Source organism: Parapedobacter koreensis (assembly GCF_900109365.1).
GTDB classification, from domain to species: Bacteria; Bacteroidota; Bacteroidia; order Sphingobacteriales; family Sphingobacteriaceae; genus Parapedobacter; species Parapedobacter koreensis.
On record NZ_FNZR01000011.1, the window covers coordinates 1 to 21,384 of the forward strand.

A 21,384-nucleotide genomic window follows, 5' to 3' on the forward strand; every position below is an offset into this window, starting at 1 on the left:
TCCGCGCACCACGCACCGTACGCGGTGCCGCCTCCAGCTCCGTCAGCCCGCAAGCGTCTTCCGCCGTATACGTCAGCCGCGGGAACTCCCTGCCCAATTGGTTGTCTTCGCCCGCCTCCGCCCATACCGGACGAACGATATGCACCATCTTCCAGTGCGCGACCCACTTCCCGCTAGCCCCGGCAGCCTGCTCACGCCGCGCACCCGAAAGGGCCTTGTCCATGCCCGCCGCGACCCCAGCCGCAGAACCCACCGGGATGTTCGGCTCCATGCCCCCCTGCCACAGCGCCGTATTGCCATTCATATCCGGCGTGTTAACCGCCCGCCGGACCCGGTCCTCGTAATTCCGCATGTAACCGTACCCCATCGTGATTTCCTCGATGTTCGGGTGGACAAATCCCCTGTCCCAGCCCATCGCATCGGCCACGCTGTTGATATAGTCCCAGCGCCCCGTGTTGAACCCGACGAAATGCCTGCCAAGCGCCGCTCGGATTTCCATCAGCTGGAACGTCGCCTCAAGCTGCTCAACCAGCACGTACACCTTGATGGTGCCCGCACCCAGCCCGAGGTGGCTTTCCAGCGTTCCCAGCATCGAGGCCCACAGTGCCGCCTCCCCCGCCGTCTGTATCTTGGGAAGGTACAGCACGATGGACGAACCGGATGCCTGGAGCGTCCCGTAGTTGTTCACCACGTACAGCACCAGATCCACTATCGACGCCGCCATCGGGGAACCGTCCCCCGAACGCACATGCCGGTCAGCAAGGTGAAACCCCCGGACACGGAATATACGCGTCGTGAAACCCAGCTGCGAGCGCCAGTCCGGGACAATCTCCCGCCCGAGGAAGCCCAACGACCACCGGTTCATCTCCCCGGACACCCCCTCGGCGACACGATGGAACAGCGGATCGTTCCCGTAGGCCAGCTTCAGGTTCCGCTGGCTGTCCAGCGACATCGTCCCAGCCTGGCCCAACGCGTCCTCCCCGTCGAACATCCAACCGTCGGCCCCCGAAAGCAGCGCGTAGGCAACGTTCCGAAGGCCCGCTTCCACCGATGCCCCGGGACGCGACGCGGGGCCCGTCCCCTGGATCCACTGCCGCCGCAAATCATGCGGGATCGCGCTCCCCTCGAACCGACCCGAACGCGCGTCTTCCACCTTTATCGACGTGCCGGGAATGTACGAATCCCACGGAAGGAAACCTATCCTTTCCCCCCGCTGGTAGCGTGAAAGCCTCCGGCCGAGACGGTCGGACATCGCCGATTTGATGGCGCCGTTGAAAGGCAGCAAGGCCTCCAGCGCTTCAAGAACATCCAAGGTATAGATGTCGCTGTAAGTTTCCTGTAAGGAGTCACGTATGGTGAAGCCGTAGTTTTTCATCATCAAATTCTATTTGTTATACGGTAAATCAAAACATTTTAAAACAGCGGTTATACGATATCTTTTATTCTTTTTACATCGTAACTACTTTGTGTTTAGCAACAAAGTCGGGATTTATTGTCACTCCCCAACCTGGATCAGTGGGTACTTTAAGCTTGCCGTTCTGCACTTTCAATGGTGATGTAGGGCATTCAAACTCCACGTTCGTTTCCAGCGACTTAAATTCGTGATGAGCCCCGGCGTTCGGGATCGCAGAAACAATATGGATATCATAAAGAAATCCTAATCCACCACCCGACATGTGCGGTGTACATGTTTTTCCAAAGGCTTCGGCCATGCGGGCTACTTTGATGGTACGAATCATCCCGCCGAAATAGTAATTGTCCGGCTGGACAATTTCAATACCGTCATTGGCGATAAGCCAACGGAAATTAACAAAACTTTGATCCTGTTCCCCGTTTGCTATGGGCAATGTGAGCGCATCTGCCACCGCCTTGATGTCTTCGAAGTGATCGAACATCACCGGCTCTTCAAAATACTCATACTTGTACTCTTCCAAAAGCTTCCCGACGCGTATCGCCTCATCTACCGTATAGTAGCCATTGGAGTCTGCATATAAGGCGATATTATCGCCATATGTTTCACGGACAAGGGGTATCAATTTTTCGGTTTTGCCAATCGGCCCTTTATAATGAATGTCTTTGGTGCCAGCGTACTGATACCCTACCTTGATTTTGAGCGCTTGCACGTCATATTCTGCTACAGTTTCTTTGATGAGCGCAAAGTGTTCTTCCAACGGCTTTTCCCGAAACTCGGTAGCCATATAAACACCGACATCCGTATTGTGAATTTCACCAACCAATTGTCCTACAGGTTTGTTCGCAATATGGCCAAGCATATCCAGAATAGCGAATTCAAGTGTTGCCAAAGGCAAGCCAAGCGTAATACCATTATAGCGGAAATTGAAATGATAGATATATACCCTTTCCAGAATCAAATCTAATTCACGTGCATCTTGACCTATAAAGAAAGGTTGGACATCTGCTAAAAAAATCGGGAAAAGTGTATTCATGCCGAAATGCCCCACAGACATTCCTTCTGCTCCATCTGTTGATCGAACACGGCATAAGAAACTTCGCTCATGACGCAACAATTCAACAGATTCGATGATGACCGGTGAGCTGAATAATTCCTTTTTCAGCACGGGCTGTTTCAAGATGGCGTCAAGCTTAGCATACCGTTCCTGCAAATCTGTGGACTGATTCGTCGATGTACCAGTTGCACAAGAAGACAATGGAAGTGCAGTCGCAGCTAAGCCGCCCACTACAGCATTAGAAATAAATTTACGTCGATTCGTTTTCATATTATAAAAATTTAAATTGGTAATTAAATACAGAAATTAGATGTCCATGTTAATTCCTACCAGCCACTGCCTGAACCCTCCGGGGAAAATACCTCCCGTGGCGCGGTTGAGTCGTGACGCCTTGTAAATGTTGTTTGTGATGTTTTTTCCATTCACGAACAAGTGGAAATGAATACGGTCGTTGATCAACAAATCATAATTGGCAAAGACATCTACAGTGAAAAAGGAAGACAATTTTCCAATCGATCCGTCTGCGGATTCATTCACAAAATTATTGAACTCAGTGAATTGGCTGCCGGTGTAATGCCCACTTGCGCCTACTGCAAACGGCGAAATATCGTAATACAAGCCACTGCTGAAACTCACCTTAGGTGTATACGGAGCTTCAGCTTTTACTCCCCCATCTCCTAAGCGAACTACGCTTTTCGTGAAACCGTCAAAATCGTCCATTGTAAAAGTTTCCCTGGCATCGAGTTTGGCCTCACCTTGGCCGTTCAATGTATAAAGGGCATAGGCCTCTCGATGGTTGTTGATTTTATTCAGGAACTCCTGCCGCGTAGCATGATTGTGAATTACCTGACCAAATAAGTCGCTATCTTCCAATTCACCGCTCAGCACCTTTGATGTCAAGAAAGTAGCATTTCCTGTCCACGTAAGACGCTGTTTTGCCGAATGAAGCAAATCAACATGAAGTGCCAGTTCAACCCCCTGAACATTAATCTCTCCAAGTTTCGTAAACACTTCATTTCTCCCGCCGACAAAAAAGTTATATACGGTATTGTTGAAATAAGTTAGTTGCCCGTCCACGCTATTGGCAACCAATCCTCCTCGCCAACCGATTTCTGTGTTGAGGCTCACTTCAGGCTTCATATTAATCGATTGTCCAACAAGTGGGTTGGTGATGATACCATCCTGTTCTACTAAGAATCCGAAAACCTTTGATGGTGCAATAAAACCTTTATAAATGCTTCCAAAAATTTCGCCTTTTACAAGTTGGTAATCCAATGTAACACCTGGCAGGACAACCGGATAGTCGTTATATTCACGTTTAGCTTCAGCCCGATCGATAGTGGGATCTCCGGCAACTGCCAGGACATCCTGCCGATACATGTTGATGTATTCAAACCGTACGATTGGGGTGACATTCCACTGCCCAAACCGGAACACATTGCGTGCATAGGAAGATACTGACCACAGGTAATAGTCCAGATCTGCACTTGGATTACCACTTCGTGCCCACCTTGAACTACCTGCTTCAATAAGCGCATCCCGATAAGTCTCTCGATGATATTTTAATCCAACTTCCAGCTGATGTTTTTCTTCTTTATTTCCCCATCCCACAGCCAACGTCTCCTGCAAACCCACCACGCTGAAAGTCCATTTACTGTTTGCCGTGCTTTCCAATCCACCAACCACACGTCCCACCATAAGGTAATCCTCCTCGCCAAATGTACGTCCGGACAAATAACCGTACCGTCCGTTGTAAATCGATGTACCCAGGTAGTCAAGCGCTTCATCGGCTCGTACCTTCGACGTGTTCTGCCGCCACCAATCACGCGAGAAGTCAGAAGCGAAGACTTTAGAAGTCAGGCTTACCGTATGATTAACCGCCCATTTGTGGATAATATCCAAGCCATACCTACGCATGGTAAACCGATCGGCATCAAACGGATTGCTTGTGGGATCTAACTTGAAAGTCAACGGTGTTTGTGCACTCAGCGTAGCTAAATTATCTTCGAACTGGCTACTGACTTTGAAATACAACGACTGATCTTTCGACAACGTAGCAAACCATTTTGCATTCAAATTGAGCATTTCCACACTGGAATTGGCGAGAAATCCATCAAACTTCTTGTATACACCTTCCACCAGCATACCCACGTTATTCCACGTACCACCATAGGAAAGCAGTCCGGTCGTGTAATTGCGGTTTCCACCGATTAATTTTAAGCGGAGTTCCGGTTTCTGTGGCGGCAAAGCGGTAATGTAATTGACAGCACCATACATGTTATTTGGCCCATAACGCAACATATCCGCGCCTTTATAGACTTCAATGGCTTTGACCCTATCGCTCACGGGATTGTAATAGGTACCAGGAGCCAAATAAGGTGCCGGGGCAGTCGGTGAACCGTCTTCCATCATCAGCACCTTTTCTGATCGCCTTCCCCATGATCCACGGATACTTATGTTTGGCCGATTGGAAAGACTCATGTCTCCCACGATATTTACCCCAGGGACAAAACGAAGGATTTCTTCCGTCCCTAATGGATTACTATTGGTTACTTCCTGTGGGCTGATGCGGAAATTCGACCCTTTAAAATCACTCCGGTAGCTTTTGGAAGACTCGCTAACAATAATTTCGTTGAGGCTTACACTACTTGTTGCCAATTCAATGGTCACTTGCGAATTCCACTCATCCGTATCGATAACCAGCTCTTTGGGTTCATAACCCAAATACGTGACCACCAAAGTGTATTTCCCCCGGTCTACCTGCAGACTAAAGATTCCGTCATCCACCGTCAATGTGCGGATTGGTGTGGCGCTGTCCTTGACAGCTACTTGGGCACCAATTAGGGATTCTCCACTACCAAATCTTACTACCCGACCGCCTACAGCTACTTTCTCTTGCCCTACCGAACGTGCGGCAAGGAATGTGAATAGGACAATCATGAATAAACGATTTTTCATCAATAGCAACGAATAGTAGCGGTTTACAAAAGCTGCTCCCTCAAGGATTGGATGACCAGCGCTCCCATCTCTCGCGTACCTACGATTTTATCTTTATGGCCCATACGGCCACTGATGTCACTGGTGCGGTAACCGGCTTTCAATACACGGGCAACGGCATCATTCACCTGCTTTGCCGCTTCCTTCATGCCGAAACCGATTTCCAGCAGCAGTGCCGCCGACAGGATGGATGCCAATGGGTTGGCCTTATCCTGCCCCGCGATATCGTAGGCCGACCCATGGATGGGTTCGAAGAAGCCCGTGCCATCCCCGATGGAAGCAGAGGCCAGCATGCCCATGGAACCGACAACCTGGGCCGTCTCATCGGTCAGGATATCGCCGAAGAGGTTTTCCGTGACGATCACATCGAACCACGTGGGATGCTTGATGAGCTGCATGGCGGTATTGTCGGCAAGCATGTGCGTGGTTTCCACGTCCGGGTAGCGCCTGGCCACCTGCTGAACGACCTCCCGCCATAGACGTGAGCTCTCCAGCACGTTCGCTTTATCCACCGAACAGACTTTTTTCCGCCTCGTCCGGGCCGCCTCAAACGCCTTTACCGCAATCCGCTCCACCTCGTACCGGTGGTAAACCATCAGGTCGGACGCCATCTCGCCGTCTTCGCTGCGCACCTTTTCCCCAAAATAGGCCCCGCCCGTGAGTTCCCGGAAAAAAAGGATATCCGTGCCTTTCACGATTTCCGGCTTTAAGCTGGAGGCGTCCAGCAGCTCATCGAACAGGATGACGGGACGGATATTGGCATACAGCCCGAGTTCCTTCCGCATCCTGAAAAGCCCCTGTTCCGGCCGCACTTTCAACGTCGGGTCATTGTCGTACCGCACATGCCCCACAGCCCCGAACAGGATGGCATCACTGGCCTTCGCCTTTTCAAATGTCTCGTCCGGCAATGCCACCCCTGTCGCCAGGATGGCTTCATGCCCCATCTGCGCCTCCTCAAAAGCAAACGCGTAGCCATACCTGGCTGCCACTTCTTCCAAAACGGCTTTGCCGCATGCCGTCACTTCCGGCCCGATGCCGTCACCGGGTATGATTAAAATGTTCTTTTGCATGGTATTTTTAAATTACTTTTTTCCGATAGTTGATGCATGCCCCACGTTGGATGCATTTTCGCGCACCGCGCCACTGCTGGTGATTTCCACAAAATCAAGATCCCTGCCGAATGTCTCCTCCATCTTCCATAGCCCCAGCAACGCCGTACCGATGGCCAGCAACCCCACAAGGCCCGCACCATATAAGATACCGAACTGATCCTTGAACAACAGGAAAAGCGGGGTCATCAGGATGATGCTGCCCCGCACGAAATTCGGGGCGGTCGTTGCCACGGTAGCCCGCATGTTGGTGCCGAACTGTTCCGCCGCGATGGTGACAAACAATGCCCAGTACCCCGCGGCAATACCCAGTCCGGTGCACACCAGGTAGAACATGGTATCGGTTCCCAGGGGAACAAACAAATACACGGTTACCAATACGGTGGCCAGGAGGATGTATAGCAAAACCACCTTTTTGCGGCTCCGGAAATACTGGCTGATGATACCGCTGGAAATGTCGCCGATGACCAATCCGACATATTCCCACATCACCGCCTTGCCCGCCACAATGGGGTTATCCAGGTGCAGCGCAGCACCGATTTCGGGGGAAAACGTCATCAGGATGCCCGCCACGAACCAGACCGGTATCCCGATTAAAATGCACCGCAGGTATTTGCTGAACTGCGGGGCCGAGGTAAACAGCTGCAAAAAGTCCCCCCGCGTGACGGTCTTCTCCTTGACATTGTTAAAAATGCCGGATTCGAATACCCTGACCCGCATAATCAATAGCAGCAGCCCCAGCCCACCCCCGATGAAATAGGTAACCCGCCAGTCGAAGTGTTCGGCCACATTATAGGCCAGTACCGCGCCCATCATGCCAACCCCCGCTACGAGTGACGTCCCGTAACCCCGGATTTCCCTGGGCAGGATCTCCGCGACCAGGGTAATCCCTACCCCGAGTTCCCCGGCCAGCCCGATACCGGCGATGAACCGCAGCACGGCATATTGGTGGACCGAGGTAACAAACCCGTTTGCCAGGTTGGAAAGCGAGTAAATCAGTATCGATCCGAAAAGGACACTGATCCGGCCACGCTTGTCACCCAGGATGCCCCAGAGTATGCCCCCCAGAAACAGCCCCCCCATCTGCATATTGATAAGGTAAACCCCGTCGCCCAGCAAGCCGGAATCGCCCACACCGAGTGAACGGAGGCTGTCAACCCTGACAATGCTGAATAACAGCAAATCGTAAATATCCACGAAATAACCCAACGCTGCTACGATAACAGGTACCTGTAGCAATTGCCGGATGGTTGATCGTTGTTTCATATCATTTTAGTTTGTATACAATAAATCTGAGTCTTCATATGTTAACCGGGCTACTTAATGCCGCCGAAACAGAGGTACTTTATTTCCATGAAATCATCCATGCCGTATTTGGATCCCTCCCGGCCCAATCCCGATTCCTTGATGCCGCCGAAAGGGGCCACCGCCGTGGAGACCAGCCCCTCGTTAATACCGACAATGCCGCATTCCAGCGCCTCCGCTACGCGCCAGCAGCGGGCGATGTCCCTGCTGTAGAAATAGGATGCCAGGCCATAGGCCGTGTCGTTGGCCACACGGATGACCTCCTCTTCCGTTTTGAACCGGAAAACCGGGGCAACGGGCCCGAACACCTCCTCCTGTGCGATGGCCATGGCCGGCGTAATTTCCGACAGGATCGTGGGCTGGTAAAACAACCGCTCCAGCACCCGCCCCCCATGTATGATTTGAGCGCCTTTGTCCACCGCGTCGGCAACATGCCGCTTCACTTTATTGAGGCCTTTTTCATTGATCAACGGGCCGATCTGAACGGTTTCGTCCATGCCGTCACCCACCCTGAGGCTGGCCACCGCGCGTGAAAATTTCTCCATGAACTCGTCATAGACCTTATCGTGGACGAATAACCGGTTCACGCATACGCAGGTCTGGCCGCTGTTCCGGAATTTGGAAACCATCGCACCCCTGACGGCGGCATCGATGTCCGCGTCCCCGAAGACAATGAAAGGGGAATTCCCGCCCAGTTCGAGTGAAAGTTTCTTGAGCGTGGAAGCACATTGGGACATCAGTAATTTCCCCACCGCTGTGGAACCGGTGAAGGACAGCTTGCGGACTTTCCCGTTTTCGCAGAGCTCCTTGCCGACCCCGCCGTTATCGGACGTCGTCACGGTATTGTAGACCCCTGCGGGAAAACCTGCTTCTTCTGCCAGCCGGGCCAGGGCCAGAGCAGTCAGCGGGGTCTCCGACGGGGGTTTGACCACCACGGTACATCCCGCCGCAAGGGCCGGGGCGACTTTCCGGGTAATCATGGCCAATGGGAAATTCCATGGGGTAATCGTAGCCACCACCCCGATGGACTGCTTGATGACGACCATCCTTTTATCGTTCGCCGGGGCGGGGATGACATCGCCGTAGGTGCGCCTGGCCTCTTCGGCGAACCACTCGACGAACGATGCCCCGTAATCCACTTCCCCGCGGCTTTCCGTCAATACTTTACCGCATTCCATGGTCATCAGTGCAGCCAGCCGTTCCTTGTGTTCCAAAATGAGTGCAAACCATTTTTTCAGCAGCGTGGACCGCTCAGCGGCCGGCAGGTCACGGTATGCCGGCCATGCCGCGTATGCGGCATCGATGGCATTGCGGGTGTCCATCGCGTCCATATCCGCCACGGCAGCGACCTGTTCGCCCGTTGCGGGATTTATTACGCCGAACGTCCTGCCGCTGGCCGCATCCCGCCACTTCCCGTTTACGTATGCCTGCGTCCGGATTGATTGTTTATCTATTGTTATCATGTTGACATCAACTATGGGTATCATGAATCAGGAAAAGGTGATGACCTGACGGATGGCTTCGCCTTTGGCCAGCCGCTCGAAGCCTTCGTTTATCTCGTGTAAGCCCAGCGTATGCGTAAGGAGTTTGTCGACCGGCAACCGACCGGCCTGGTGCAGCGCGATATAGGCGGGGATATCCCGCGCGGGGATGCAGCCGCCCAGGTAAGAACCCAGCAGCATCCGCTCCTCCGCCACCAGCTTGGTGGGGGATAGCTGCATCATCCTGCTGGGGTGCGGCAGGCCTGCCGTGACGGTTTTCCCGCCCCTCGCCGTAGCCTGGTAAGTAAACTCCAGTGCCGGGACCACGCCGGTGAAATCCAGGCCGATATCCACCCCGCCACCCGTTATATCATGCACCTGCTGCACCGCGTCGGCCCGGGAAGCATCCACCGCCTCGTCCGCACCGAGCTGTTTCGCCAGTGCCAGCTTCTCCGCATTGACATCGGCCACGATAATCCTGCCGGCCCCGCTGGCCAGGGCCCCCAATAACGCCGAAAAACCAATCCCGCCCATCCCGGTAATCAGGACGGTCTGCCCCATGGACAGCTTCGCGGTATTGACCACCGCGCCGACGCCTGTCATTACCGCACAGCCGAACAGCGCCGCTATCTCAAAGGGCAGGGTCCTGTCCACCCTTACCACGGATTTGCGGGAGGTCACGGTGTACTCGGCAAATGCCGAAACACCCATGTGGTGGTGGACCGCATGCTGACCCCGATCCTGCAGGCGTATGCCCCCGCCCAGCAGCACGCCCCCGTTATTGGCTTTCACCCCGTTCTCGCAGAGTGCCGGACGGGCCGTCATGCAGGGCATGCAATGGCCGCAGACCGGCACAAACGAAAACACAACGTGGTCGCCCACCGCCAAATCACTGATGCCCGGGCCAAGTTCCACCACTTCCCCGGCCGCTTCATGGCCCAGTACCATCGGCATCTGCCGGGGCCTGTTCCCGTCGATGACCGACAGGTCGGAATGGCACAGCCCTGCCGCGCGGATCCTGACCAGCACCTCCCCTTCCCGTGGCGGGGCCAGCGTTAACTCTTCAATCACGAGCGGCTTGCTCTGGTCGTAGGGGCGCTCACTGCCCATGCTATGCAAAACCGCCGCTTTTATTTTTATGCTCATACGTTTTATTATTAGTTTTGTTTACCGTCCACCAGGGCACCGTTGCCGGTGCGGTCATTTTTGATCGTACAGGAATTCCCCGATATTTTTGGCCACCCGTGCAATCAGCAGGGTCCGGGCTTCAATGCTGGCCCAGATGCTGTGGGGTGTCAATACCAGCCGCTCCCTGTTTGCCATATGGAGGAAGGGATGACCGGGCGAGATGGGCTCCTGCTGGAATACATCGATGCCCGCGCCCCCTATCCTTTCCTCGTCCAGCGCACGGGCCAGATCCTCCTCGTTGACAATCCCGCCCCGCCCGACATTGAGCAGGATGGCATTTTTTTTCATGAGGCACAGCCGTCCGTAGTTGATGAGATTCTCGGTATGGGCGTTGAGCGGTGCATGGATGGACACGACATCTGACGTGTGAAGAAGGTCTTCCAGTACCAGCTGTGGATAGACTTGGTCGTTGTTTCGCCCGGATGTTGAGTAATACACCACCTCAGCCCCGAAGGCACCGGCGATACGTGCGACCTGGCGGCCGATATGCCCCAGGCCGATGATGCCGAAACGCTTGCCGCCCAGCTCCCAAAAAGGTTTACCCAGATGCGTGAAAATATCATTTTCCGCGTATGCACCGCTCTTCACATAACCATCGTAATACGGGATGCGGTTCAGCAGATGGAGCAGCAGCGCGAACGTACCCTGTGCCACGCTGTTCGACGAATAGTCTGCTACGTTCTTTACCGGAATCCCCCGCGCTTCCGCCGCGGCCCTATCGATATTGTTGGTGCCCGTTGCTGCTACACAGATCAATTTCAGACGGGCCGCGCGGCCAATCAGGCCATCATCCAATACCACTTTGTTCGTGATAACGATGTCCGCGTCCTTGATGCGCTCCCAGGCCTGTTCGCGCGTGGTCGTTGGGTACAGGGAGAGGGTTCCAAACTGCGCCAGCAATTCCATGTTCGGAACGTCCCCGACGGTCTTGGTGTCTAAAAAAACGAGCTTCATGGTGTTCCGCATGTTCATTCCGTCACTCGTCCCAACCCAAACTGGTCTCCAGCCTTTACCGCTTTATTGTTTTCAAAATGGATTTCCACCATTTTCTCACTGCCAACGCTGTTGTAAAACTCATCTTGCAATGTCAACAAAGTCTTGCGGGTCTTCACATCAATAACCTCACCACTGGATGGATAGGCATATTTACCATCGATGCTAAATGTCACCCATCCGGGCATATCCTGTAACGGAATAGTAGTCAATTGTTGATAGGGTGGCTGCGCACTGAAAACATGCAATCGCATATTGTACCCATCACATACCCACACTTCTTTCTCGTCAGGCGTCAGGCCAATGCCGTGACTGGGATTGCCATGTCTTCGGACCGGCCCCTTTTCCCAGCCCTGCACGACAATCCGCTTTAGGAATTCACCGGTGACCAAATCTCCTACCTCGAAACCCAGCAAACTATCCACGTTTACGTAAGCCAGGGTTTCCTTGCCATTCACAGTAAACGGCCGGATCCCATTTCCAAAAGGCCCAACCCGTTTCATGATGGTATGGTCTTGGGTGTTCGTCACATGCAGGTAGGGAACAGCAATGTCGCCGAGGTAAGCATGTTTACCCGAAAAACCGTAGATCGTATTGTGCGCTCGCCTGCCGACCTCTATTTTCTTGATAATTTCTCCTGTCTCGCAGTCCACTACATTCCAAAATGTACTTTCCAGGGATGGTAGATACATAATTTTACCATCAGGCGAAATAGACATACGGTCGGCGCCGCCTTCATAGGATTTCTCCCAAATCAATTCGTCCGTGGTGAGGTCTATCCGTTGCAGCGTTTGAAGTGTACTGACAAAAATACTGTTCAATGGAATACTTACCGCGATTCCCTTTACATTGGACGGGACCCCATTCAGTAAATATCCCTGCGTCTTGATCCGTTTCACGAATCGATGGTTGTCGTCCATATCAAAAACCAGAATGCCGTGGCCTCCATATCCGAGGTAATTTCTTATTCCCGGTACTGCTACATATAAATATCTACCAGCGGCGGGCGTATTCCCCTCGTCTTGCTGTATTTGGTTACTACAAGAGAACATACAGGCAGCCAAAAGCAAGGCAGCGAATCCTTGTAAGATCAGAACGAACTTTTTTGTTTTCATATCAGTGTTCAAGTTTAATTAAGGTATTTTCTACAGTAATTTGGACAGCTATACCAACTTCGCCTTTGCGATAAAATCAGCGTCATAGGTAATACCTAACCCGTACCCGTCCGGAACGATGATGTGACCTTCTGTCACATCAAAATGAGGTGCATACCATGATTCGTGTTTCATGGGGTGCCCATAAAACTCTTGATGAGGGCCACTATTAGCGATTACTGATGCAAAATGTAGCATACACACACTTTGCGCATCGGCCTTAGGGCTATGTGGCGTAACGTTGATTCCAACTGCTGCTGCCATTTTTGCTACGCGCAAACAGCGGATAAATCCGCCGTTATAATAGAGGTCCGGCTGCACCAATTGAAAAGCATTGTTTTTTATCATCCACTCAAACATGGATAGATTGCTATCCTGCTCGCCTCCGGCAATGGGAACCGCCAGTGCTTCAGCAACTTGCCGGGTGGCCTCATGATCCTCAAAAGGACACGGCTCTTCATAAAACCCGATGCCATGTGCTTCCAGCAGCCTGCCGACCTCAATCGCCTTAGGCGCGTCATAAGAACCATTGGAATCCACATAAATAGCCACATCATCCCCGAATGATTTACGGGCAAGCGGTATCAAATTATCCGTCCTTCCCGGAAAGGCATCCGCATTTTTGCTCATACGTCCGCCAATTTTCAGCTTTACCGCCTGAGCGCCTGTCTCCTGCAGTCGTTGCGCTAGCCATTCCACTTCTTGCTCTGGTGTGGTTTCACGGGTGAGGCTGGAAATATAAACGGGTATACGACGCCGCCTCACTTTTCCCAATATTGCCCCGACCGACTTACCAGCCACTTTTCCCAACATATCCAACACGCCCATTTCTACTTGCGCAACACAATTCCAAAAGGCCATTCCAGCCAGCTTGTAGTTCGATTCATACGCATACACCTCATCGACCAGCGTTTCCATATCCCGCGCGTCTTTCCCAATAAAAAAGGGAATGACTTTTTCCTTCATAATGGGATATAGATGCGATAATCTCCCGTTGTCGATAACAATTCCTTCTGCCCCATCTGTCGATCGAACACGAATGAAAAATTTATTTTCAACACGTAATAACGTTATCGAATCAATGATAACCGGCGCATCGAATTGTCCGTGCAGGTCGATGAGGTTCTCATATTTGTCAGGTAACCCGGAAGGCCTTCGCCGCCCGTGGGCAGCGAACGCCGGTGAAGCAAGCATCGGCGTTGCCGATGCAATCAATGTATTCCGGAGAAACTCTTTTCGAGAGTATGTCTTCTTCATTTTTTTAATCGCGCTGTGATGATGGAATCAAAACCTTTCCTTTTTGTGCGGGGAATGGATTTAACCATTAATCATACCCTGGGTTTTGCGGGAAAATAGAAGGATCGTTGACCACCTGTACTTGCGACAATGGTACAGGGAAAACCCACATATGCGCTTTCATACCATAAGGTTCCATCACTTCAAATGCACGACCAGTCCTCACCAGATCAAACCACCTATGCCCTTCGAACGACAATTCTAACCTTCTTTCTAAGTAAATAAGTTCCCGCAGTTCATCTTGACCCAGATTCGAGTAGCCTTCCAGTCCAGCCCGTTCACGTACTTGGTTGAGATAGGGTATGGCTTCATCGGCCTTACCATTTTCATTGAGTGCCTCGGCCAACATCAACAACACATCGGCATACCGAATGACTTTCCAATTTGCCGGGCTATCACCCGAGACTTTCGTTGGAATCAGGTATTTTTTTGTAAACGTAGAGCTGTTGTTCCCTGACGGGATAATCGGGATAAAATCCCCATTTTCATTGACGAAGCCATCAGCAACGGTGATGTCTTTGCGCAGATCTCCCGGAGGAAACAGGTCAAATAAGTGCCGAGGTGGGCTGTTTATGTCATTTCCTGGGCCAGTTACGCCATAAAATTCCAGCAGCCTGGGATCTTTTGGTGTAAAATCATTTGTGAAATTATTGCCCAAGCCTATCCCTCCTTCTTCATATTCGATATCGAAGATATATTCGCTATGATGTTCGTTTACATACCTAAACAACTCATTATAATCGGGTAACAGTGCATATCCCATCTTGGTAACTTCCATCAATTTGGTTTCAGCTTGCTGAAAATCGTGTATCGTCAGGTATACCTTGCCCAATAGCGCTTTTGCCGCGCCCTGCGTAGCCCTGCCTACGTCGGCACTGGGATATTGGGCTGGAAGTTTACTCTCGGCATCCAGCAAATCAGGTATAATGACCTGGCTGTACACATTGGCTACATCTTCCCGTCTTGCCTGAAAAGATTCTTCGATAGTTATCGGCTTCGTAATCATCGGCACATTCCCGAAGATCCGCACCAAATCAAAATAAGCCAATGCCCTTAGAAATTTAGCTTCACCAATGTGCCGATCTTTGTTTGGCACAGCCGAGACATCTTTATCTTCAATTTCAGCCAATATCAGATTGGCGCGATAGATGATGGAGTAATAGTTGTTCCAGGTATTACTCAAAAGGCTTTCGTCGTTGTTAATCGTAAATAAATCCACGTAAGAGGCGATAAACTTCACCGTCTCATCATAAGAATCATCTGCCCGGACATCACCAAACAGGTACATATTTTTATACTGACTGATGAATACATTGTATACGCCGATAACTGCGTCCGTAAAATCACCTTCCGTCTGATATAACACGTCCGTACTTACCGTATCTACAGGTCGCAATTCGATAAAACTATTGTTACACGATAGGGTTAAGAATAGTGCCAATAAGCATAGTATCTTTTTCATAACTAATACGTTCATTTAAATCTAAAATGTAATGTTCAAACCAGCTACAAGACTTTTCGGCAAAGGATAATCGTAATTCTCCCGTCCCGGGGTAAGGGGATCTGCGCCCGCACTTACATCTGGATTCCAGCCGACATGGTCGGTAAAGAGAAATGGATTGATCGCATTCAGGTAGAGCCGGAGGCTTCCCAACCCCAATTTATTCGCCAACGTCTCGGGGAATAAGTAGCCCAACGTTATGTTATTGATTCTCAGGTACGACCCACTATCCAACCAGATTTGGCTATAATTCCCGCGCCAATTTCCTGTTGGTGGATCTACGGGCCTTGGCGTTTTGCCATCACCGGGTTCTTCTGGTGATTTCCAGTAATCATTCATGATGGCCAGTTGCCGGAATCGTGCCCTGTTATTCGCTACTTGATTCCGGGAAAGCGCGAGAATATCATTCCCATAAACACCTTGAAGTGATACACTTAAACTAAAGTTCTTGTATTCAAAGTTGTTGGTCATACCGTAATAAAAGTCGGGATAAGGTGATCCCATTATCGTTCGGTCCAAACCGTTTATTATGCCATCGCCGTTAAGATCCACAAATCGTACATCCCCCATCCTGGTCGCATCACGTCCTCCCGGATTAAATATGGGGCCGCGTGCCAATTCCTCTTCGTTCATGAAAATTCCATCCGTCAACCAACCATAGAACATCCCGATGGGCTGTCCAATCATGGTAATGTTTCCACCTGAAATGATGGGATCCCCCTTAGGACCAAGCTTCGTCACCTCATTCTTGAATGTAGAGAAATTGAAATCGGTTGACCATCGAAATTCGTTTTCAAAGTTTACGGTATTTAGCACAAATTCCCATCCTTGGTTCCTTACCTCTCCAATGTTTTGCAGAGCGGTACTGAATCCGGAAATCGAAGGAACATTTACATTTAACAGCAGGTTTTTATTTTTTGATCTGAAATGATCCACGGTGAGATTTATCCTGCTGTTGAAAAGGCTCACGTCAATGCCTAAGTTGATTTGCTCTTGTGTCTCCCAAGTCAAATTCGGATTTGCAAACCGTGATGGTGCATAACCCCCTGTGGGTGTACCGCCTATCGAATATAGCAGGTAATTTATAGTTGCATATTGGTCGTAGTTCCCTATGTTATTGTTGCCCGTCTCTCCATAACTCGCCCTTAACTTCAATTCGTTCAAATCATCGACGTCTTGAAGGAAATTTTCTTCTGATATCCGCCAAGCCAAAGCCGCAGAGGGGAATATACCATACTTGTTTTCCAACCCAAAGCGGGAAGAACCATCGGCACGAATTGAAGCCGTCAAATAATATTTGTTATCAAAATTATAATTGACCCTTGTCAAATAGGATAGCAATGACCACTCATACTTATTGGACGATCCCGTGGTGATCAAACTTGCTGCGCTAAGTGTTGGCACCAAATTATTGGGATATTGATTACTGCTCATATTATTGGATTCAAATACCTCCTTCTGCACAGTATATCCAGCCAATCCCGTAAAATTATGCCTACCCCAGTTTTTGGTATAGTTAAGGGTATACTCGGTAAGCCAGTTGGAACTCAGCGCAGCATTATCCGTTCCCACAGCAGGATTGTTGAAAAATGACGGAAGTCGGGGAACAAACGTCATCCCCTTGTTGCTCAACAAATTCAAACCCAACATGACATTGAATTTGAGATCATCCAGGATTTGGTATTCAAGCCCCACATTGCCCAGCAATCCAATTGCTTTTTGTTTGTTGTCAATTTCCCGGGCACGGGCCAACGGATTCTGCGAGGAAACAACGGCATCAAGACCATCACCAAAAGGAAAATAGGTTCCGTCTTCGTTCAACAAAGTATAATACGTCGGAATTACAATGGTATTGTACAGCAAATCCGTATTGGGACTCGCTCCGTCAAAACCGGTATTACCCACATTGGTCTTATCCGTGAACGAGGGATTAAAATTTAAGCGTGCAGATAACTTGTCTGTTAATTTTGCATCAATATTCGCACGCAACGAATACCGCTTAAAATTAGTGTTCAGCATAATCCCGTCCTGATCCATGTATTCGCCGCTCATGGCAAACCGTACATTTTCGGTACCTCCAGAAGCTGATAACTGGTGTTGCATTTGGGGTGCGGTTTGCAAAATAGCATCCAAATGTTCTTGAAAGTCTGAGGTCGTCCCCGGTTGGGTAGTCGGCCGGCCCTCAAGCAGCTCTACAATCGTTATTGGCACAGGGATAGCCCATTGATTTGGAGCTCCAGAAATATCGTTACCCACATCCAGATTCGCATTTTTAATCCCATCGAAATAGTGTTGGGCTTGTTCCATACCGGTTTGGTATTTCGGTATTTTCGATGCACGTTGGTATCCAAAATAGGTATCATAGGAAATCACAGTTTGCCCTGCTTTCCCCCGTTTCGTATTAATGATAATGACACCATTTGAACCACGGGAACCGTAGATGGCTGTTGCGGAAGCATCCTTTAGAACGTCTATTCTTTCGATATCATTGGGATTTAATGACTGGATGCTGGCCGTAGGGAGCCCATCGACCACGTACAACGGGCTTCCGCTTGCGGATATACTACCGATACCTCTTATTCTTATCTGTGGGGGTGCCCCCGGTTCTCCCGACACCGGTTTTACCATTACCCCTGCTATTTTTCCCTGCAAAGCTTGTTCAACGCGTGGTACCGCTAAATCCTTAATGTCCTCAACTCCTACTGAAGATACGGAGCCAGTCAAGTCTTGCTTGCGTTGTGTTCCGTAGCCAACAACAACTACTTCTTCCAAATCGCTGACTTGCTCTTTCAGCGACACATTTATCACCCTGCCAGTAGACGCACTTAACTCCTTGGGCTCATACCCCACAATCGTGAAGACAAGTGTACCGCCATTATCTGGCAACGTCAATTGATAATTACCTTCACTGTTTGTCGTGGTGGCAACAGCAGTTCCTTTTAACGTCACGGTTACGCCTTCCAGCGGTTGCCCTTGTCCATCGGTAACGTGACCCGTGATCTCATAGTTTTGCACCTTTTCTTTTCCGGGCACCAAGACATGTTTAGAGATGATGATATTGTTGTTTTTAATTACATACCGCAGGGGTAATCCCTCAAAACATTGGTCTAACACCGCTGCGACCGATACGTTATTAACGGTTACACTGACATTCGGCGCTCCCAATAACGCACCTGCGTCGTATAAGATATTATACCCACTTTGACGTTTAATTTCCTTAATGATAGTCGCAAGTGGAACATTTTTTTTATCCAATGTGATGTTCTGCCCGAGTGCAAAAACACATACATGCATACTGACAATCAGCCACATCAGAAATAATCGCATAATTACGGGCGAGTTAATTAAATTGGTCAGTATTTTACCATATTTGCTTTTTATGGCATTTTTTTTATAAATTCGCATCATACAGGTTTATTAAAATTGTTAGTTATCACCTTACTCTTTTGGTAAACTGGGTTTGGCCTATTGGCTAAGATAATCTTTGCCAGAAGCGTTGCCGCGCTTCTGGTTTTTTATAACTTAGCCACCATTTATTGTCTAGCTATTTCATAATCACCACGATACCTCCTTCCAATTTGTAATGCAATAGCCCGGTCGCCTGCAAGGCGTCCATCAATTCGCCAATACTTGCAAACCTTGGAATACTCCCTCCTATTCGCTTGCCGGCCATGCCGTCCAAATACGTTACTTCTACGTCGTACCAGCGGCTTACCTTTTTCATCACTTCACTGATCTCTTCGTCATAGAACACAAAAAGATTTTCTTTCCATGATATCACTTCCTCCGTATCAATTGACCCGACGACTATTTGGCTTTTTCCTCTTTTCGTAACCGCTTGTTGACCCGGCGTAAGAATTATTGATCGGTTAGTTATTTGAGCTGGTGCACTTCCAACCGCTATAGAAGAAACTTTTACGCTCCCCTCAACCAACGTGGTCTTGGCCTGCTCATCGTCTTCATATGCGCTTACATTGAAATGCGTACCCAATACTTCGACTTCCTGGGATTTCGTTTTTACAATAAAAGGCCAGTCTGCAGCCTTTTCCACTTCGAAATATGCTTCTCCATTGATGGTGACTTCTCGCCTACTTTTATTGAACTGCACAGGATAAGTAAACTCAGTCGCAGCATTCAACCATATCTTTGACCCATCCGGCAGTACCAATTGGTATTGGCGTCCTTTGGGAGTAACAATCGTGTTGGTAAGTAATTTACCGTTTGCATCCGGCAATTCACCCTCATAATGCAACGTAGCACCATCAAATTTAATCTGTGTTTCACCTTCAACCGCCAGCAAACCATTGGCCGCATCGTCTAAATCAATGGTCCTTCCATCTGCCAAACGCAATATGGGTTTATCTGAGGGTGATGAAGTAACCGTATGGGTCAGCGTGGCCGTTGAATCAGGTAAGACACCGTTATTACTTATCGGATCTTTTTTACTTAAGAGCCAGCCGCCAAGCAAAAGCAGTACGGCAGCTGCGCCATAGTTCCAATACTTCTTACTAAATCGCCGCGGCCTGCTGAATGCAGAATGGTCTACAATACGTTGATATAATGTTTCTGCGTCTATTGGCAAATCAGCGGCTGCATCCGTTTCTTCCAATAATTCTTCAAGCAGGGAATCCAAATTTGCGTCATGCTGATGGCCAGCTACATAATCCAAGAGTATCTCCAGATCAGTCTCACTAATAGTGCCTGTTGAATAATCGGTAAGTAACTGCCGCAACCTGCTTCTTTCCATATTACTTTTTAAAGGTTTATAACCGTTTAAGGAATGTCTTCCTGTGCGGCTTTGTTTAGTATTACGTTTGAAAAAAGAAAGCGGGTAGTCAGTAATGTGAATTTTTCAATATGAGCGTGTAACGAAATCATAATCGTTAACAATTAATTCTTTAAATTTAAAACCAAATTTACGCAATGGTGCATGGCAATATCAACGTTCGCACACTGCACGAGCTGTATCGGCAGTTTGGCCTTCCTATCGATTCCTTGGAAGAAGAATCGGGCTTCACCATCCATTACCTCGAAGATACGTTCAAAGATCTGCCGTTCCGTTCGGAACCGTTCCGTCCGAATTACTTCAGCTTTCTGTTTATAAAAAGCGCATTTGGACATTATACGATCGATGACCAGCGGTTTGAAGTGACTTCAAACACCGTTTACTTCACCAACCCCGGAAACTACCGGATTTTTGAGTGGGAAAAATTGGAACATACCTGCTTGATTACCTTCGGCGAAGGGTTTTTGAAGGAATATGTGCACGATGAGGTATATCGTGACTTTTCCTTTTTGTTGTCGGAGATCGTTTCGCCACGTGTTTTAACACCGCATCAGTTTGACCAGGTGGAAGAACTGTGTAGTCTCATACACAAAGAATACAAAGGAGATTCCCCATACAAAAATAAAATCATCGGAGCACTTGTTATTGCGCTGTTATTAAAGATCAAAGCATATTTTTTCCAGGATTACAACCCCATTTATGAAGGAAACCGAAGCTCACAAATCGTAAAGGATTTCAAATTGAATCTAGAACGGCATTTTCGGGATTTGACCAGTGGAAAAACCAATACCCCATTAAGGGTTCAGGATTATGCGGACTTACAGGCGCTGCATGTCAACTACCTGTCGAGTGTAATCAGCAGTAAAACGGGGAAAACTATCAGCTCGTGGATAGCGGACAAAATGACTACAGAAGCTAAGGTAATGCTTCAGGATGAAGGCCTCAGCATCAAAGAAATTGCCGCCCGTTTAGGTTTTCTGGAAACGCCCCACTTCAGCAATTACTTCAAAAAGCATACATCTATCAGCCCCGCCGAATACCGGAAACAGTATTTCAATACCCTTTCTTAGATATTTGCAACACCTGCTACGATCCTTGTACCTTAA

Annotated in this window: 13 protein-coding genes and 1 pseudogene; 1 reads left to right on the plus strand and 13 read right to left on the minus strand. The window is 49.4% G+C overall.

Going from position 1 to position 21,384, the window contains the following annotated elements:
* From BMW65_RS20730 to BMW65_RS20790, 13 genes and pseudogenes are all read right to left on the minus strand, one after another.
* Nucleotides 1–1,378, minus strand: a pseudogene (locus BMW65_RS20730) (hypothetical protein); the annotation flags it as partial.
* 70 nt (nt 1,379–1,448) lie between these two features.
* A complete protein-coding gene (locus tag BMW65_RS20735) occupies nt 1,449–2,738 on the minus strand; it encodes a mandelate racemase/muconate lactonizing enzyme family protein (RefSeq protein ID WP_090608524.1) in 1,290 nt (429 codons plus the stop codon).
* Nucleotides 2,739–2,774: 36 nt separating this feature from the next.
* Complete coding sequence (locus BMW65_RS20740) at nt 2,775–5,426, minus strand: TonB-dependent receptor (protein WP_090608526.1); 2,652 nt, start codon at nt 5,424–5,426, stop codon at nt 2,775–2,777.
* A gap of 23 nt (nt 5,427–5,449) precedes the next feature.
* Nucleotides 5,450–6,535, minus strand: a complete 1,086-nt coding sequence (gene leuB / locus BMW65_RS20745) for a 3-isopropylmalate dehydrogenase (RefSeq protein WP_090608528.1) — start codon at nt 6,533–6,535, stop codon at nt 5,450–5,452.
* Nucleotides 6,536–6,547: 12 nt separating this feature from the next.
* Entirely contained in the window at nt 6,548–7,840 is a 1,293-nt protein-coding gene (locus BMW65_RS20750; RefSeq protein ID WP_090608530.1) for an MFS transporter, read from the minus strand.
* Nucleotides 7,841–7,890: 50 nt separating this feature from the next.
* The gene (locus tag BMW65_RS20755; protein WP_090608532.1) at nt 7,891–9,342 is read right to left on the minus strand and encodes an NAD-dependent succinate-semialdehyde dehydrogenase; all 1,452 of its coding nucleotides are present in this window, start codon (nt 9,340–9,342) and stop codon (nt 7,891–7,893) included.
* 27 nt (nt 9,343–9,369) lie between these two features.
* Nucleotides 9,370–10,506, minus strand: a complete 1,137-nt coding sequence (locus BMW65_RS20760) for a zinc-dependent alcohol dehydrogenase family protein (RefSeq protein WP_218145483.1) — start codon at nt 10,504–10,506, stop codon at nt 9,370–9,372.
* Between the two features lie 54 nt (nt 10,507–10,560).
* The gene (locus BMW65_RS20765) at nt 10,561–11,520 is read right to left on the minus strand and encodes a D-2-hydroxyacid dehydrogenase (RefSeq protein WP_218145484.1); all 960 of its coding nucleotides are present in this window, start codon (nt 11,518–11,520) and stop codon (nt 10,561–10,563) included.
* Nucleotides 11,517–12,656 (minus strand): YncE family protein, encoded by a 1,140-nt coding sequence (locus BMW65_RS20770; RefSeq protein ID WP_090608534.1) that lies wholly within the window; start codon nt 12,654–12,656, stop codon nt 11,517–11,519. The genes BMW65_RS20765 and BMW65_RS20770 overlap by 4 nt, the downstream gene beginning before the upstream one ends.
* A 48-nt stretch (nt 12,657–12,704) precedes the next feature.
* The gene (locus BMW65_RS20775) at nt 12,705–13,952 is read right to left on the minus strand and encodes a mandelate racemase/muconate lactonizing enzyme family protein (protein WP_090608536.1); all 1,248 of its coding nucleotides are present in this window, start codon (nt 13,950–13,952) and stop codon (nt 12,705–12,707) included.
* A gap of 67 nt (nt 13,953–14,019) precedes the next feature.
* Nucleotides 14,020–15,453 (minus strand): RagB/SusD family nutrient uptake outer membrane protein, encoded by a 1,434-nt coding sequence (locus BMW65_RS20780; protein ID WP_090608538.1) that lies wholly within the window; start codon nt 15,451–15,453, stop codon nt 14,020–14,022.
* 21 nt (nt 15,454–15,474) lie between these two features.
* Nucleotides 15,475–18,819, minus strand: coding sequence for a SusC/RagA family TonB-linked outer membrane protein (locus BMW65_RS20785; protein ID WP_090608777.1), 3,345 nt, complete (start codon nt 18,817–18,819; stop codon nt 15,475–15,477).
* A 217-nt stretch (nt 18,820–19,036) separates the two neighbouring features.
* Complete coding sequence (locus BMW65_RS20790; RefSeq protein WP_090608539.1) at nt 19,037–20,239, minus strand: FecR family protein; 1,203 nt, start codon at nt 20,237–20,239, stop codon at nt 19,037–19,039.
* 176 nt (nt 20,240–20,415) lie between these two features.
* On the opposite strand from BMW65_RS20790, the gene BMW65_RS20795 reads away from it, so the two are divergent.
* On the plus strand, nt 20,416–21,348 hold the full coding sequence (locus BMW65_RS20795) for a helix-turn-helix domain-containing protein (protein WP_090608541.1): 933 nt from the start codon (nt 20,416–20,418) through the stop codon (nt 21,346–21,348).
* The last annotated feature ends 36 nt before the right edge of the window (nt 21,349–21,384 follow it).